Below are 17,095 nucleotides of genomic sequence, written 5' to 3'. Positions count from 1 at the left end.
ATAACCGGCCACCACCAAGGGTGGCCGGTTCGCAACACTTCCCCCGCCTGCCCTCTCGCTTTACCCTTGCGCCACCTCAATCCAAGGACCTGCATGCAATGCACTGGATAACCCGACCTGGCTGGCCCGGCAACCTGATCGCGCTGTTGGCAGGCGCTATCACGCCACTGGCGCTGGCGCCTTATGACCTGTGGCCGCTGGCCATCCTCTCCATCGCCCTGTTCTACCTCGGCCTGCGTGACCTCACGCCGCGCCAGGCAGTGCTGCGTGGCTGGAGTTATGGCTTTGGCCTGTTCGCCGCCGGCACCAGCTGGGTGTACGTAAGCATCCACGATTACGGCGCGGCCTCGCCGCCCCTGGCGGCCTTTCTGACCCTACTGTTTGTCGGCGGCCTCGGTCTACTGTTCGCCCTCAGCGCATGGGTTTGGACGCGCTGGCTACGTCGAGTCGAAGCCCCGCTGGCCGACGCCCTGGCCTTCGCTGCCCTATGGCTAGCGCAGGAAGCCTTCCGCAGCTGGTTTCTCACTGGCTTCCCCTGGCTGTATGCCGGTTACAGCCAGCTGGATGGCCCGCTGGCTGGCCTGGCCCCGGTGGGCGGCGTGTGGCTGCTGTCGTTTGCCTTGGCGCTAAGCGCCGCGCTGCTGGTAAATCTGGCGCAACTGCGCGCGCGCAAGGCGTTTCTCGCCATCGGCGTGGTGCTGTTAATCGCCCCGTGGATCGCAGCTCTCGCGCTCAAGAATCACGCATGGACCCAACCGCTAGGCGAACCGCTAAGTGTGTCGGCCATGCAGGGCAATATCGAACAGAACATGAAATGGGACCCCGAGCAGCTCAACGCGCAGCTCGCGCTGTACCGCGACATGACCTTCAGCGCCAAGCCGACTGATCTGATCGTCTGGCCGGAAACTGCCATCCCGGTGCTCAAGGACCGCGCCCAAGGCTACCTGGGCATGATCAATCGCTTCGCCAATGAGCGAAATGCTGCGCTGATTACCGGAGTGCCGATTCGCCAAAGCAACGAGCGCGGCGAACAGCGCTACTACAACGGCATCAGCGTGGTCGGCCAGGGCAGCGGTGATTACCTCAAGCAGAAACTGGTGCCGTTTGGTGAATACGTGCCGCTGCAGGAAGTGCTGCGCGGGCTGATCGCCTTCTTCGACCTGCCGATGTCCGACTTCGCCCGTGGCTCCGCCGAGCAGAGCCTGCTGCAGGCCAAGGGCCATTCGATTGCCGCGTTTATCTGCTACGAAGTGGTCTACCCGGAATTTTCCGCCGGCCTGGCCGCGCAGAGCGACCTGCTACTGACCATCAGCAACGACACCTGGTTCGGCCGCTCCATCGGCCCGCTGCAGCACTTGCAGATGGCGCAGATGCGCGCCCTAGAAGCCGGCCGCTGGATGATCCGCGCGACCAACAACGGCGTCACCGCACTGATCGACCCGCAAGGCCAGATCACCACACAACTGCCGCAGTTCGAACAGGCAGTGCTCTATGGCCAGGTGCAACCGATGCAGGGGCTCACGCCTTATCTGCAGTGGCGTGGTTGGCCCATGCTGATTATCTGCCTGGGGCTATTTGCCTGGGCGCTGATGGCCAGCCGTATGGCTAAAACGCTTTAACGACGAAAAAATCGGTAGAACTCGCGCAGCTCTGTCTGCGCGTCGCCAATGCTGACCGGGGTGAAGCGCAGTGGATGGTGCGCCGGGCATTGCGCCAGGCGGCCCTGATCGAGCGGGTGCAGCCAACCGAACAGCGGGTATCCGCCCATGCTCTGGTGGTCGGCCTGCAGGATGATCGGCTGACCATCCGGCGGCACCTGAATCGCGCCCCGGCCAACCCCCAATGACCACTGCGCACAGGCGGCTGCACGGCCTCGCCGAGCAGCCGTGCGCCCATGCGATCGGAGTGCGGGCTGAGCTGCCAGGTCTGGGCGAAAAAGCCCTGCAACTGGTCTTCCTCGAAACTCGCCGCATCGCCGCCGGTAATTACCCGCAGTAAAGGTTTGCAGCGGTAATCCGGCAGGTAGGGCCAGGGCACGCTGGCGGCGCGGGTGAAGTGCGCAGGCCAACAAGCCAGCAGATCCCCTACCTGCACCGCCTGCCCCAACCCTTCGCGCAGCTGCACGCTGACACTGCCCAGCACCGGTGCGGCGATAAAGCCGCCGGCAACCGCCAGATAGGCGCGCTGACCACTGCGGGCAAAGCCCAGACGCAGCAGTTGGCCTTTTCGCAGCGGCAAGCGCGTCCACAAGGGCTGCGGCTGATCATCCAGGCTCAGCGGCACCTGGGCGCCGCACACCGCCACCCAGGTGTCGACCTCGGCCTGCAACTCAACGCCGCCCAGGGCGATTTCCAGCAGCGGCGTGCCCCAGGGATTGTTCAGCAGATGATTGGCCCAGGCCGCGCCGTGCCAATCCAGCGGCCCGGCGGGCGATACGCCCAGGTGCTGCCAGCCGCGCCGCCCGGCATCCTGCAATAGGCTTTGCGGCCCTGGCTTGAGAACCCTTAGGCCGCTCATAGCTGACCGCCTTCGCGGATAAAGTCGCGCTCATCAATGCGGCGAAAACGCACCCGGTCACCCAACGCCAGCGGGCATGGCGGCGTGCGCGCGGCGTCGAACAACGACCAGGGGCAACGGCCAATCAGGTGCCAGCCGCCGGGCGAGCTGTGTGGATAGATCGCCGTTTGCCGCTCGGCAATCGCCAGACTCCCGGCCGGTACGGCAATGCGCGGGGTAGCGCGACGCGGCAAGGCCAGGCGCGCGTCCAGCTCACCGAGGTAGGCAAAGCCCGGAGCAAAACCAATCGCGCCAACGCGGTACTCGGTCGCCGCATGCAGCTCAATCACCTGGGCGCTGCTCAGTTGGCACAGCTGGGCGACCTCAGCGAGGTCTTCACCGTTATACAAAATGGGGATTTCATGCAGCCGCCCGGCCTGTGCAACAAAGGGCTCGGCGAGCCAGTGCTCCAGCAGCGGCTTGAGCCGCTCGGCCAATTCCAAGTGATCGGTGCGCAGCAGGTCATAGTGCAGCAGCAGGCCGGTCCAACCCGGCACCAGATCGGTGAGGGCCTCACCCAACTCGCCACGGATACGCTCGGCCAGCAACGCGATCCGCTGCGGCAGCTGCGCATCCGGCTGCTCGGCCAGCACCAGCAGCAGCGCTTCGGCACCGGCCGGTTCGAGGCGGATCATAGGGCGTCCAGGCTGGCCCGCAAACGCCGCAATACGGCCAGGGAGTCGGCGTTATCGCCATGCACGCACAGGCTGTCGGCGCGCAGCTGCAGCGGCTTGCCATCGATATCGGCAAACGGCTCACCCTGAGCAATCGCCAGGGCCTGCTGAAAGATCCGCTGCGGATCATGGTGCACCGCGCCGCTCAAACGCCGAGGCGCCAATTGCCCATCGGCCAGGTAGGCGCGGTCGGCAAAGGCCTCGAACATCAGCGGCACATCGGCGGCATCGGCCAGGCGCAACTCACGGCTGTTGTCAGCCAGCGCCAGCACCATCAGCGGCAAGCCCCTGCGGTAACTGGCGCAGGCCTCAAGCACCGCGTTGAACAGCGCATCGTCACGCACCAGGTCGTTGTACAGCGCGCCATGCGGTTTGACGTAGGCCAACTGAGAGCCGGCCGCGCGGCAGAAGGCATCCAGCGCGCCGAGCTGATACAGCACCAGCGCGGTGACCTCTTCCGGCGAGCAGGCCATATGCCGCCTGCCGAAGCCGAGCAAATCCGGATAAGCCGGGTGCGCACCAATGCTCACCCCATGCTGCACCGCCAGGGCGACGGTGCGTTGCATGGTCAGCGGGTCGGACGCATGAAAGCCGCACGCCAGGTTGGCCTGATCAACCAGCGGCATCGCATGCACGTCATCGCCCATGCGCCACACGCCGAAGCTTTCTCCCATGTCGCAGTTCAGCAGGATTTTTTTCATGCCGACAAGCTTAGTGGTGCATTACCGCTGCGGGAAGCCTGGCTGCGTTAATACACGTCGCGGCGATAGCGCCCCTCTTCGCGCAGGGCCGTGACAGCGGATTCGCCGAGCAACTCATGCAACACCGCATCCACCCCAGCCGCCATACCGTCGAGGCTGCCGCAGACATAAATCGCCGCACCGTCATCTAGCCACTCGCGCACTGAGTCGGCGGACTCGCGCAGGCGATCCTGCACGTAGACCTTGGCGGCCTGATCACGCGAGAAAGCCAGGTCCAAACGCGCCAACTCACCGGTTGCCAGCCAGCCCTGCAACTCAGCCTGGCAGTAGAAGTCATGCGCCGCATTACGCTCGCCGAACAGCAGCCAGTTTTGCCGATGCCCGGCAATGATCCGCGCCTTGAGCAGGCTGCGCAGCCCGGCCAAGCCGGTGCCGTTGCCGATCAGGATCAGCGGTCGATCATCTTCGGGGGCATGGAAGGCGCTGTTACGCCGTACCCGCGCCAGCAACTGACCCTGCAGCGCCGCGCCTTCCGTCAACCAACCGGAGCCAAGCCCGAGCGAGCCATCGGCATGCCGTTCCTGACGCACGATCAGTTCCAGTTCGCCGTCGCTGGGCAAGGAGGCGATCGAGTATTCGCGGGCAGCCAAGGGCACTAGCGCATCCAGCATGGCCTGGACGTGCAAGCCGACCAGGTGAGTGAACTGCTCGGGTAGCTGCTTGCCGCGCAGCGCCTGCTGCAGCGACTGCGTCAGGCCATCGAGACTGACCGTCTGGTTGCCGTCCAGCGCATGGGCCTGCAACCAGGCCTGCACGGTGGCATCGCTATGGCGCGGCGGTACGTCGAGAATATCGCCGGCACTCCAGTCGACCGGCTGTTCAGCACGCAGTGCCAGCAGGTATGTCGGCGCGCCCTGACTACCCGGATTAAGCAGCTCGCGACGCGTGAGTGTCCACAGGCAGGGCGGCGTTTCCGCTTGAGGCAGCGGCTGGGCGCCTGTCAGCTCACCGAGTTGGCTTTGCCAGTGGGCCAAGGCTGTCGCATCGGCAGCGTCGACCTGCACCGGCTCGAACAAACTGCGCGCCCCCTGCTGAGTTAACCAGCCGTGGACCCGCTGGGCAAAGCCACAGAAGTGCTGATACTGGCGATCCCCCAGAGCGAGCATGGCATACCGCAGATTAGGCAGATGCAACGCCTGCCCCAGCAGCCTGCGCTCGAAGCCGCGCGCACTGTCCGGCGCCTCGCCATCGCCAAAGGTGCTGAGCACAAACAGCGCGTTGTGCGCCTGGCGCAGCATCTGCTCGTTGAGTTTGGCCAAGGGCTGCACGCTGACGGCAAGGCCGGCGGACTGCAACTGGCCGGCGGTTTGCCAGGCCAGCTGTTCGGCAAAACCACTCTGACTGGCAAAGCCAATCAGCCACCCCTCGCCCAGCCCCGTGCTTGGTTGTAACGCACCACGCGCCTTGAGCATCGCGCGTTTTTTACGCCGACGATCCAAGTAGAGCAACCAGCCAGTGATGGCGAACAACGGCATCGCCAGGCTGGCAAGCATCATCAGAATGCGCCCGGTCAGGCCGAAATAGCTGCCCACATGCAAGGCATACACACTGGTCAACAGTTGATCGCCAAAGCTCTGTTGCTCGTAGCGCGTGTGCTTACCTGCCTCGCCGCTTAAAGGGTCGAGCGCCAGTTGGTTGAAAGCACGGTCGTGCGGTGCATCATCACGCTGGTAGAACACGGTCACGGGCTGCCCAGCCACTGGCGGCAAGCGCAGGTTGTAGCTGCTCAACTGACTGCCGGCCTCACGCTGCAGGCCTTCCCAGACGGCGTGGTAGTTCACTATCGGCAACTCGCCGGCCGGTGGCGGGCCGCGCTTGCCTCCGCGCTGCTGACCACCAGGCTCAGCGCTAAGTAACGCGGTTGCACCTTCACGGTACCAGTCATATGACCAATACAGCCCTGTAAGCGCCGCCAGCAGGTATAGCGCCAGGCACCAGGTGCCGGCCACCGCGTGCAGATCCCAGTTGAAGCTGCGGCCCTTGCGCGCCCAATCCAGAGTCAGCCAGGCACGCCAGCTTCCCGCCTGACGCGGCCACCGCAGGTAAAGCCCCGAAAGGCAGAAGAACACCAGTATCAATGTGCTGGCTGCGGTGATCTGCTTGCCGTATTCCCCCATGGCGAGGAAACGGTGCAGCCTCAGCATCAGGTCGAAGAACCCTTGCCCGCGTGGCTCAGCTAGCAATTCACCGCTGTAACCATCGAAGTAACGCGACGGCCCACGACGCTCGCCAGGCGGCGGTGCGAAAAACACCCGCGCAGCCCGGTCACCCTCTACCGCCAGCCACAGGCCGACCACCCGCTGCTGGCTGGCTGCTTCGAGTTTAGGCACCAGCTCGGCGGGCGACAGCGTGCCACTGTCACGCACCTCGACCTTTAGCACTTCGGGGTTGAGCGCACGCATCAGCTCATCCTGAAACGAGTAGGCCGCACCCGTAACACCCATCAAGGCCAACACCAAGCCGGCTGTGATACCGAACAGCCAATGCAGCTGGAACAGAATTTTCTTTAACACGGGAAACTCGATCACCGGCGTTGAACACAGGCAGTCGCACTACAAACCGGCAACGGCCAAAGGAGAAGCAATTCTATTTAATAATTTGTTTCAATAACCAGCCATGTGCCGACCTTTACCAACTCTTTACCCAAGGTGAACGCTCACACAAACGGCCCTAAAGCCGTGATTCGTTGAACGACACGGACGATTCAAGCCTGCGTGAAGCCGAGCAGCTCACTCGGCACGGCGCCGGCCGCGATCGCCGTTCACTAAGCGCAGCCATCCGACACAGCGGACTGCAACAGTTAGCGGTCAGCGAACGCACAAAAACCCTGCACATACTCGAGCAGGGTTTTCTCAATTGGCTCGCAGGCAGGCTGGCTTACGCAGCCTGCCTACCGCTTGGCGTGGTTAGAAGCGGTATGTGGCCGACAGCACTGCCGAACGCGCAGCACCGTACTCGATGGCCGAAGAGCGTGCGGTGGTGGTGCCGGCACCCACAGTGGTGCCCACTTGCGTTCTCACGCTCTCAACATATTCCTTATCAAACAGGTTGTTGAGATTGAGTTGCAGATCAAGTTCCTTGTTGACCTTGTAACCGACCATGGCGTTGTGCAGCCAATAGGCATCCAGCTTTACGCCATCATTGGAAGCGGTAAGGTTACGCTCGCTGACATAGCGGGCACCGTAACCGACGCGCCAGCCAGCTGGCAGATCATAAGTCGTCCACAGATTGAGCGAACGAGGCGGAGTGTTGGCCAACGCCTGACCTTCGCGGGCAATACCTGCCGCCGTGTTGGCCGCTTCAAGGGTCTCGCTGTCCAGGAAGGTGTAGTTGGCGTAGACATTCCACTGATCAGTGACACGTCCGGTTGCGCCCAGCTCAAAGCCCTGAACGCGCTGCTTGCCTGCCAGCTGGGTACTGCCATCAACCATGGTTTCGCGGGCATTGCTCTTCTCTACCCGGAACAGCGCTGCATCCAGGCCCAGACGACTATCGAGGAACTCCCACTTGGTGCCCAACTCCCAGGTTTTGTTCTTCTCAGGCTCAAGATCCTGAGTCGCCGCAGACAGGCCAGCACCGCTGGTCGCCAGGTTCTCGGCGGATGGGTTGAAGGAGTCGCCATAGGCAACGTAGATACGCCCATTCTCTGCCGGCTTATAGGTCAGCCCCGCACGCTTGCTCAGATGCTCATCGCTTGAGTTGAAAGACGTCCGGGCATTGGTCGCCAGGGTGTGATCATCGGCATCGCCATCCACCCAGTCATAACGCAGGCCGAGACTCAAATCCCAGTAGTCGTTCAGTGCGATGGTGTCGAACGCGTAAAGCGCGCGGTCGAGAAGGCGCGTCTCGGTATTCGCGCTATCCGCCTTATTGGTCGGACCATTCCAACGACCAGGCGGGTTACTCAGGTCATAACCGCTGTCCGGAAACGCCAAGTTATAGGCGTAGGTAGTACGGTCATAGGTCTCACGTGACAGCTCGACACCGCTGACCAGCGTGTGGGCCAGGCCAAGTGTCTCGAAGTTGGCAGTCAGGTTGGTCTGATTGATCAGCATTTTGCTGGTGACATCACGACCATAGGCCTGCGGACCTGCGGGCAGATACTTGCCAGCCGCCAGAACTGGACCAAGACCCGTTGTCGTTGAACGACGACGCTCAAGGTTCACATGGGACGCCGAGATAACTGTATCGCGGTGGATTTCCGAGTAACGGGTCAGGTTCTGCAAGCGCAGGCTGTCGTTGATGTCATGCTCAAGTTTGACCGTGAATGCATCGCTCTCGATTTCTTCCTTGTCCAGATTGCGCCAGCCAAAGAAGCTTTCACGGTCCACGCCTGCCAGGCGCTTGCCATTGATTGCCGGCACGCCGTAATCAGGCAGGTTGTCGTCCGTTTGGTGGAAGTAACTCAGGGTCAAACGCGTCGAATCGCTCAGACCCAACAGCAGCGACGGTGCGATGCCCCAGCGCTGACGATCGACATAGTCGCGGCCTGGTACATCGTTCTCATGGGCCATCAGGTTAATGCGCATGGCGCTGCCGGTACCCACGCCATCCAGGGTCTGGTTGGAGTCCAGGGTCAGACGGTGGTAGTTGTCAGTGCCCAGGCTGGCGCCAATTTCAGTGAAGTCACGCTGGAGCGGCTGTTTGCTGACCTGGTTGATGCTGCCGCCAGTGGTGCCGGAACCACCGAATACCGAGTTGGGGCCCTTGATGACTTCAACGGCTTCGATATTGAAAGTGTCGGTACGGTTGTTCTGCGAGCTGTCACGCAGGCCGTCGATCTGCATATTGGCGTTGGCACTGAAGCCACGGATGTTGATGCTGTCGCCCGAGCCACCACCGCCCTCACCGGCGTTGAAGGTGATGCCGGAAACGTTGGCCAGCACTTCTTTCATGCTCAGGGCTTTCTGCTCTTTAAGCAGCGCCTGCGGTACCACGGTGATGGTCTGCGGGGTATCGAGTAGCGGCACAGCGTACTTGGCCGACGCCGAGCTTTCGGTCTTGTAGTCTTCGGTTTGCTCACCTTTGACCGTTACGCTGCCCAGCTCAACCGGTGTCTTGGCTTTTTGCGGCGCTTGCTCAGCGGCCAGGCCTGCGCCCGCCCAAGAGGCGATGACCAGACCAATGGCCGAAGCCAGAACACGACGCTGCGGCAGACTGCCGGCTTTTTTACCCATACCCATGAGAACCACCCCCAGATAAAAACGAGGCGTGATTCTAATTGATAACTATTATCAAGCAATAGGTATTTACACCTTAATTCGTATTTAGTTCCATTCCCGTAGCTTTTTATCCAGCAGGCACTCGCGCCCAATACTGGCCAAATCACGACAGCCCGTCAGCGCCATCGCCACTTCCAATTCAGCGCGCAACAGCTGTACCACATGCGCCACCCCGCTTGCCCCGGCGGCTGCCAGGCCATACACATAGGGTCGCCCGACCAGCACAGCATCAGCGCCCAAGGCCAACGCCTTGAACACATCCGTACCGCGGCGAATACCGCCATCGAGCAGCAGCGGCACCTGCCCCTGCACCGCAGCAGCGATTTCCGCCAGCACCTCGATGGTTGCGGGCTGGCCGTCCAAAGTCCGTCCGCCATGATTGGAGACAATGATGCCGTCGACGCCTTCGGCCACTGCACGCCGCGCATCCTCGGCAGTCATCACGCCCTTGAGCAGGATCGGCAGACGCGTCAATGAACGCAGCCATTGCACATCCGCCCAGCCAGGCGCTGCCGCAAGCAACGCACCACCGAGCAGCAAGCCACCACTGGGCGGCGCGCACTCATGCAATGGCTGCATACCGCGCAGATTGACCGCCTCAATGCCCTCGGGCAGACAGAAACCGGCGCGCTGTTCGCGGTTGCGCATGCCGTTGACCGGCGCATCCACCGTCAACACCAGCGCCTGATAACCCGCCGCTTCGGCGCGCCTGACTAACGCTTCGGTAAAGGTTCGATCCGGTTGGATATACAGCTGAAACCACAGCGGGTTATGCGCCTGCTCGGCCACGGCTTCGAGGGACACACTGGCCTGGGTGCTCAGCACCATGCCGGCCTGCACAGCCGACGCAGCCAGCACCGTTGCCAGCTCACCCTCGGCATGCGCCAACTGCTGATACGCCACCGGCGCGAGGAAAATCGGGTGAGTAAAGGCCTGACCGAACAACTGCAGATGGGTGTTACCACCACTGAGATCAGCCAACACCCGCGTACGCAGTCGAACACGCTGAAACGCCGCCTGATTTTCCGCCAGGGTCAGTTCATCAGCCGCGCCGCCAGCGATATAGGCCCAGGCCTGGGCACTCATGCGCTCGCGGGCCAGGGGTTCATAGTCCGCCACGGCAGCAACACTTGGCGGAATCTGCGTCAGTTTTGGTAACGGTATGCCGGTCATGTATTGGCCCACTGGCGCAGCAGGTTGTGATAAACCCCGGTCAACCGCGCCAGCTCAGCGCTCTCTGGCACTTCAAGGGTCAGTGCCTGCACCGCCCGATCCAGCTCCAGCAACAGGCCGCGCTGGGTGTCATCACGCACCAGGCTCTGAATCCAGAAGAACGCCGCATAACGCGTGCCACGGGTTACCGGATTGACGCGGTGCAGGCTGGTGCCGGGATACAGCACCAGATGCCCAGCCGGCAATTTGACGCTATGGCTGCCGTAGCTGTCCTCGACCACCAGCTCACCACCCTCGTACTCATCCGGATCACTGAAAAACAGCGTGGCCGACAGATCGCTGCGCACTCGATGCGGCGTGCCCGGCACACTGAAAATCGCATTGTCGATATGGTTGCCATAGGTACCACCACCGGTGTAACGGTTGAAGCGCGGCGGCAACACTTTCAGCGGCAAGGCGGCCGAGACAAACTGCGGATGGTTGCCCAGGCGCTGCACGATAAAGTCACCAATCTGCACCACCAGCGGATCATCCTGTGCCAGCTGCTGATTGGCCTTGGCCTTCACCGCCTGATGGCCAGCGGTCAGGCGGCCATCCTGCCAACTGGCCTGCTCAAAGGCCTGGCGGCACTCCCGCACCTGCTCGGGCGTCAGCACATCGGCAATGCTCAACATCATGATTCGCTCTCCTCACCGGCCGCCCTGAGCGACCGCAACCAAACAGTTGCAAATGATTCTAAATAGCTAGCGCGCACTATGACAGCGCCACACACCGAGGCTGTTGATCCAGCCCAATAAAAAGCGCTCAGCCTCCACCTCAATGCGCCAGCCAACCACTGCAGCGGGAAAATAAAACGCCCCGGATACCAACGGTATTCGGGGCGTTTGTTTGCTGCGTATGTGACTTAGAAACGGAAATCAGTGCTCAAGGTTACGGTGCGTGGGTCACCCAACAAAGCACGGCGACCTTGCCAGTTGGCTGAAGCAACATATTCCTCATCCGTCAGATTATCGATATTCAGACGCACATCCACATTGGCATTCACTTCATAAGAAGCCATCGCCGCAAAGGTGGTGTAACTCGGCACACGACCAAAGCGGCCATTGGCGACCATACGCTCGGCATCATCCGGACGCCCTAGGTACGATGAGCCGACATGCTGCGCACCCAAACCGAAGGTCAGCCCGACCGGCAGGCGGTAGGTCGTCCACAGGTTGCCGGAGACTTTTGGCGTAAAGGCCAGCTCGTCGCCATTGGTACGCAGCTCAGTGCCGTAATCCCCAGCATTCGCGCGACGACGTACGTCATCCAGATAAGCGCTGTGCTTACGTTCGCTGTCCATAAAGACGATGCCGCCAAACACGCTCCAGTTATCGGTGAGCTTGCCCGAAGCGCTCAACTCCAGCCCTTTGACGGCCTGTTCACCATACCCTTTGAGCGTGGCGCTGCCGGTCTGGCCAACATCAAGCCCGGTGATGGCCACATTTTTCTTCACGGTGTAGAACAACGCCGCCGCGGTCGAGAGACGCTTGTCGAAGAAATCCCACTTGGTGCCGATTTCATAGTTGTGCGCACGCACCGGGTCGGCCCCCTTGATCAGCGCGGGCAGCCCCTGGTCGGCTCGCGAGATATCGGAGTTCGACAGGTAGGAGCCTGGCGGCTGAGTGGAAACGCCATACGCGGTGTAGAGGCTGCCATTCGGCAGTGGCTTGTACACCAGGCCCAGCTTGCCGCCCAGGCTCAACTCGGTGTCATTGAAACCATCGCCCGCCGTAGCGGCACCGCTGCTCAGGTTACGGCTGCTGATGCTGGCCTCGTATTGCTCCAGGCGCAGGCCACCGGTGAGTTGCCACTGCGGGTTGAACTCCAGCGTGTCGTAAACATAAAGCGCGGCAGTATCCACATCCACCTTGGTGCGATCACGCGGGGCCAGTGCTGCCGTCACACTGCGCGACCAGTCCGGGTCAAACACATTGACCAGGCCGGGTAAGGTCTGTGAAGCGAATGCCAGCGACTCGGACTTCTCGTGAGTCAACTCCAGCCCAGTGGACAGGTTGTGGGCAATACCCCAGGTCGAAAACTGGATGGACAGGTTGGTGATGTTGCTCAGGGACGTGTTGACCCGGTCGTATTGCTGACGCTGCACATTGACCAGCGCGGCATTGGCATTGTTATCGTCATCCAGCACATGGGTAAACCGCGCCTGACGATCCACCCGCGCTAGGCGTGTCTGGTTGCTCACAGTGGTGACAGCACCAAGATCCTGCTCAATACGAAACAGCAATGCATCGCTGGTGGTGTCGTCGAAATCCGACTTTAGGCCGAAGAACGTGTCACGGTCCGCCGACCAAACGGACGGGTCATAGGGCGTGCCGGCACCCTTGAGTTTGTCGCGCAGCGCCACCCCGGCCACCCCAAGGTCAGGACGATCATTCATCTGTACATGCTCATAGGCGAAGATCGCGCGCGTATCGGTGCCCAAGCCAAACGCTATCGAAGGTGCGATGCCCCAGCTGTTCTTCTCGGCATGCTCACGCCCGGCCACACCGCTGTCTTCCAGCAGCAGGTTGAGGCGCACTGCGGTGCTGTCGTTAATCACCTGATTGGTATCGAGGGTCATGCGCTTGCGCGCCTCGGAATCGTACTGGTCGAAGGCATAGCTGATGCCGCCGCCGATAAATTCTTCCAGGGTTGGCGTCTTGGTCACGAGGTTGACGTAGCCCCCTGCACCCCCCCGGCCGTTATCGGCCGCCGGGCCCTTGGCCACTTCAACCGACTCGACGTTGAAAACGTCGCGGGTGTAGCTGCCGTTGTCGCGCGCACCGTCGATAAAGATGCTGCCGCTGGTGTCGAAACCACGCAGGCTGAAATTGTTGGTGCCACTGGCAAAGCCGTTCTCGCCGGCATTGAAACTGATACCAGGCGTGTTGCTCAGCACGTCAGTCAGGTTGCGCGCGCCCTGCTCCTTGAACAGCGCTTCAGGGATCACGCTGAAGGTTTGCGGCGTATCCAACAGCGCTGCAGTCTGCTTTGGTGAGGAGGCCTTATCGACCTTGTAGCCGTCGTCCTGCTGACCTTTGACCGTGACGCTGCCCAGCTCAACCGGGGTTTTATCGGCGTCGGCAGCCAAACTGTGGCTGGCACAGGATGCGATGGCTAAACCGATGGCGCTGGCCAGCAGGCGGCGTTGCGGGAGACTTCTGCGCTTTTTATCGTAGTTGTTCATGAGAATCGCTCAGACTTAAAAATCTGGCGCAATTCTAATTAGTAAGCACTCTCAATCAATCTTTACATCTCGTTTACAGCAACTCGTTTGTAACAAAATTGTTACGGCGAAACACCCAGAACTGAAGCCCACACGCCTGCAATAACGGCAGGCACCTGACGGATCAGAGGCAGAAGATTGCGGGCACAAAAAAGGCACGAGGGTGAGCCCGTGCCTTTTTGCGTAGCGTGTAGCCTGCGTATTACAGGTAGAACGACTTCAGCGGCGGGAAGCCGTTGAACTCCACAGCGCTGTAACTGGTGGTGTAGGCGCCAGTGGACAGCCAGTAGACACGGTCACCGATGGCCAGATTGAGCGGCAGGCCATACTTGTAGTTCTCGTACATGATGTCAGCGCTGTCGCAGGTCGGCCCCGCGATGACAACCTCTTCCATCTCACCCTTCTTCTCGGTGTAGAGCGGGAACTTGATCGCCTCGCCCATGGTTTCGATCAGGCCACTGAACATGCCCACATCGACATACACCCAGCGCTCGACCGCGGTACGCGACTTGCGCGCCACCAGCACCACTTCGCTGACCAGAATGCCCGCGTTGGCGATCAGCGAGCGGCCCGGTTCAAGGATAATTTCCGGCAGGTCATCGCCAAAGTCTTCCTTGAGGAAGCGGATGATTTCCTCGGCATAGGTTTCCAGGCTGTTGGTACGGGTGATGTAGTTGGCCGGGAAGCCGCCGCCCATGTTGATCAGCTTGAGCTCAATGCCGTCTTCTTCTTTAAGACGCTCGAAGATCACCTTGACCTTAGCAATCGCCGCGTCCCATACCGAGATGTCGCGCTGCTGCGAGCCAACGTGGAAGGACAAGCCGTAAGGCACCAGGCCGAGGTCACGGGCGAGGATCAGCAGGTCCATGGCCATGTCGGTCTGGCAGCCGAACTTGCGCGACAGCGGCCAATCGGCCGTGGTCGAGCCTTCGGTGAGGATGCGTACATAGACTTTCGCACCCGGCGCAGCCTTGGCGATATTACGCAGGTCAGCTTCCGAGTCGGTGGCGAACAGGCGCACGCCCTTCTCGTAGAAGTAGCGGATGTCCTTGGATTTCTTGATGGTGTTGCCGTAGCTGATGCGATCCGGGCTGACGCCACGGCCCATGACCTTGTCCAGCTCATAGATCGAGGCGATGTCGAAGCTGGAGCCCTTTTCCTTGAGCAGGTCGATAATCTCGACCGCCGGGTTGGCCTTGACTGCGTAATACACCTTGGCGAATTCGAAACCAGCGCGCAGGTCATCGTAAGCCTGGCTGATGATCGCGGTATCGATGACCACGAACGGGGTTTCCTGAGTATCGGCAAACGCCTTCATGCGCTGAAACGTAGCGGGTGCGTAATAGTCTTCGACCTTGATCGGCATGCGGAACTCCAGTTGGCTGAACCCGTTAACACAGTTTTAGTCAGGCAACCGCTGCGTACGCAGCCCGTTGCCCACCATTTAGGGAGACCTGGCGGCTAACCCGCACAGGTAGAACGTCTGATCAGTTTCCCCACTTTGGTTCGCCTACTTCCCAAGGCATGTCGCCGAGAACCCTGTGGGCCTCTCGTCGTCAGTACTTGAGCCGGATGGATCGTTGCCAGCATGGACGTTCGGGCGCGAACTTTAGGGCCATGGGGGGCTGAGATCAATCAAAAATGCCGTGCTTTTGCTCCTCTTTGTCGCCTTATTGATTGAACGTTTTATATTCAAAACAAAACGCCATGAAATGCTGCACAACGCGCGAAAAAACCCAGGTTTTGCGCACTGACTACAGGTCGCCGCGCTGGCCGACGTTTACCGTTATAATCGCCGCCTTTTTTGACAGACCGACTATTCAGTCGACGGGTTCCCGCACAATGAGCATCCAGGCCACCGAAGTCGGCAAACGCCGTACATTCGCCATCATTTCCCACCCAGACGCCGGTAAAACCACCATTACCGAGAAGCTGCTGCTGATGGGCAAGGCAATCGCCGTGGCCGGTACGGTTAAGTCGCGTAAGTCCGACCGCCATGCCACCTCCGACTGGATGGAGATGGAGAAGCAGCGCGGCATCTCCATCACCACCTCGGTGATGCAGTTCCCGTATCGCGAGCACATGATCAACCTGCTCGACACCCCCGGCCACGAAGACTTCTCGGAAGACACCTACCGCACCCTGACCGCCGTGGACAGCGCGCTGATGGTGCTCGACGGCGGTAAAGGCGTTGAGCCACGCACCATCGCCTTGATGGATGTCTGCCGCTTGCGCGACACGCCGATCGTCAGTTTTATCAACAAGCTCGACCGCGATATCCGCGACCCGATCGAACTGCTCGACGAGATCGAAGCCGTCCTGAAAATTAAAGCAGCGCCGATCACCTGGCCGATTGGCTGCTACCGCGACTTCAAGGGTGTGTACCACCTGGCCGACGACTACATCATCGTCTACACCCCGGGCCACGGCCACGAGCGCACCGAAACCAAGATCATCCAGCACCTCGACTCCGATGAGGCCCGCGCCCACCTGGGCGACGAGTACGAGCGTTTTGTCGAGCAGCTGGAACTGGTACAGGGTGCTTGCCACGAGTTCGACCAGCAGGAGTTCCTCGACGGCCAACTGACCCCGGTATTCTTCGGCACCGCACTGGGCAACTTCGGCGTCGACCATGTACTCGACGCGGTAGTCGACTGGGCACCCAAGCCGCTGGCCCGCATCGCCAACGAGCGCACCGTAGAGCCGGTGGAAGAGAAATTCAGCGGCTTCGTGTTCAAAATCCAGGCGAACATGGACCCTAAGCACCGCGACCGCATCGCCTTTATGCGTATCTGCTCGGGCAAATACAGCCAGGGTATGAAGATGCGCCATGTGCGTACCGGTAAGGATGTGCGCATCGGTGACGCCCTGACCTTCTTCTCCAGCGAGCGCGAAATGCTGGTCGAGGCCTATGCTGGCGACATCATCGGCCTGCACAACCACGGCACCATCCAGATCGGCGACACCTTCACCGAAGGCGAAGCGCTGGGCTTCACCGGTATCCCGCACTTCGCCCCAGAACTGTTCCGCCGCGTGCGCCTGAAGGACCCGCTGAAATCCAAGCAACTGCGCCAGGGCTTGCAACAGCTGGCCGAAGAAGGCGCGACTCAGGTGTTCTTCCCAGAGCGAAGCAACGACATCATCCTCGGCGCGGTCGGTGTGCTGCAGTTCGACGTGGTCGCCAGCCGCCTGAAAGAGGAATACAAGGTCGAGTGCGCCTACGAGCCGATCACGGTCTGGTCGGCGCGCTGGATCGACTGCAGCGATAAGAAGAAGCTCGAAGAATTCTCCAACAAGGCGGTGGAAAACCTCGCCCTGGATGGCGGCGGCCACCTCACCTACCTGGCACCGACGCGGGTCAACCTGAGCCTGATGGAAGAGCGCTGGCCGGACGTAAAATTCCGCGCCACCCGCGAACACCACTAAGCCATCCACCCTCTCCCC

At 61.1% G+C, this 17,095-nt stretch carries 10 protein-coding genes and 1 pseudogene; 2 read left to right on the top strand and 9 right to left on the bottom strand.

Features of this window, described 5'->3' with window-relative positions; genetic code table 11:
- Positions 1–98: 98 nt before the first annotated feature.
- Entirely contained in the window at positions 99–1,619 is a 1,521-nt protein-coding gene (gene lnt / locus CUR33_RS05815; protein ID WP_289238973.1) for an apolipoprotein N-acyltransferase, read from the top strand.
- Here the strand turns inward: lnt and CUR33_RS05810 are convergent.
- The 9 genes and pseudogenes from CUR33_RS05810 to CUR33_RS05770 all read right to left on the bottom strand — a co-directional run bounded on the left by CUR33_RS05810 (position 1,616) and on the right by CUR33_RS05770 (position 15,017).
- A pseudogene (locus CUR33_RS05810) lies at positions 1,616–2,517 on the bottom strand (5-oxoprolinase subunit C family protein). The gene lnt and the pseudogene CUR33_RS05810 overlap by 4 nt on opposite strands.
- Positions 2,514–3,191: a 5-oxoprolinase subunit PxpB gene (gene pxpB / locus CUR33_RS05805; RefSeq protein ID WP_289238972.1), complete on the bottom strand. Its 678-nt coding sequence runs from the start codon at positions 3,189–3,191 to the stop codon at positions 2,514–2,516. Before pxpB ends, CUR33_RS05810 begins: the two are co-directional and overlap by 4 nt.
- Positions 3,188–3,931, bottom strand: a complete 744-nt coding sequence (locus tag CUR33_RS05800) for a 5-oxoprolinase subunit PxpA (RefSeq protein WP_289238971.1) — start codon at positions 3,929–3,931, stop codon at positions 3,188–3,190. Before CUR33_RS05800 ends, pxpB begins: the two co-directional genes overlap by 4 nt.
- Positions 3,932–3,978: 47 nt before the next feature.
- Positions 3,979–6,504: a sulfite reductase flavoprotein subunit alpha gene (locus tag CUR33_RS05795; protein ID WP_289238970.1), complete on the bottom strand. Its 2,526-nt coding sequence runs from the start codon at positions 6,502–6,504 to the stop codon at positions 3,979–3,981.
- Between the two features lie 393 nt (positions 6,505–6,897).
- Positions 6,898–9,168 (bottom strand): TonB-dependent receptor, encoded by a 2,271-nt coding sequence (locus tag CUR33_RS05790; protein WP_289239507.1) that lies wholly within the window; start codon positions 9,166–9,168, stop codon positions 6,898–6,900.
- A gap of 90 nt (positions 9,169–9,258) precedes the next feature.
- On the bottom strand, positions 9,259–10,386 hold the full coding sequence (locus CUR33_RS05785) for an alpha-hydroxy acid oxidase (RefSeq protein ID WP_289238969.1): 1,128 nt from the start codon (positions 10,384–10,386) through the stop codon (positions 9,259–9,261).
- Positions 10,383–11,063 (bottom strand): Fe2+-dependent dioxygenase, encoded by a 681-nt coding sequence (locus CUR33_RS05780; protein ID WP_170048478.1) that lies wholly within the window; start codon positions 11,061–11,063, stop codon positions 10,383–10,385. The genes CUR33_RS05785 and CUR33_RS05780 overlap by 4 nt, the downstream gene beginning before the upstream one ends.
- A gap of 227 nt (positions 11,064–11,290) precedes the next feature.
- On the bottom strand, positions 11,291–13,612 hold the full coding sequence (locus CUR33_RS05775; RefSeq protein WP_289238968.1) for a TonB-dependent receptor: 2,322 nt from the start codon (positions 13,610–13,612) through the stop codon (positions 11,291–11,293).
- A gap of 241 nt (positions 13,613–13,853) precedes the next feature.
- Positions 13,854–15,017: a type III PLP-dependent enzyme gene (locus tag CUR33_RS05770; protein ID WP_090249249.1), complete on the bottom strand. Its 1,164-nt coding sequence runs from the start codon at positions 15,015–15,017 to the stop codon at positions 13,854–13,856.
- A gap of 476 nt (positions 15,018–15,493) precedes the next feature.
- Here CUR33_RS05770 and CUR33_RS05765 point away from each other — a divergent pair, with 476 nt between their 5' ends.
- The gene (locus tag CUR33_RS05765) at positions 15,494–17,077 is read left to right on the top strand and encodes a peptide chain release factor 3 (protein ID WP_282875007.1); all 1,584 of its coding nucleotides are present in this window, start codon (positions 15,494–15,496) and stop codon (positions 17,075–17,077) included.
- Positions 17,078–17,095: the final 18 nt, after the last annotated feature.

This window comes from Pseudomonas sp. FEMGT703P (assembly GCF_002786345.1).
GTDB classification, from domain to species: Bacteria; Pseudomonadota; Gammaproteobacteria; order Pseudomonadales; family Pseudomonadaceae; genus Aquipseudomonas; species Aquipseudomonas peli.
Note: the sequence above shows the minus strand (reverse complement) of the source record. Positions and strands in the feature narration are given on the sequence as shown.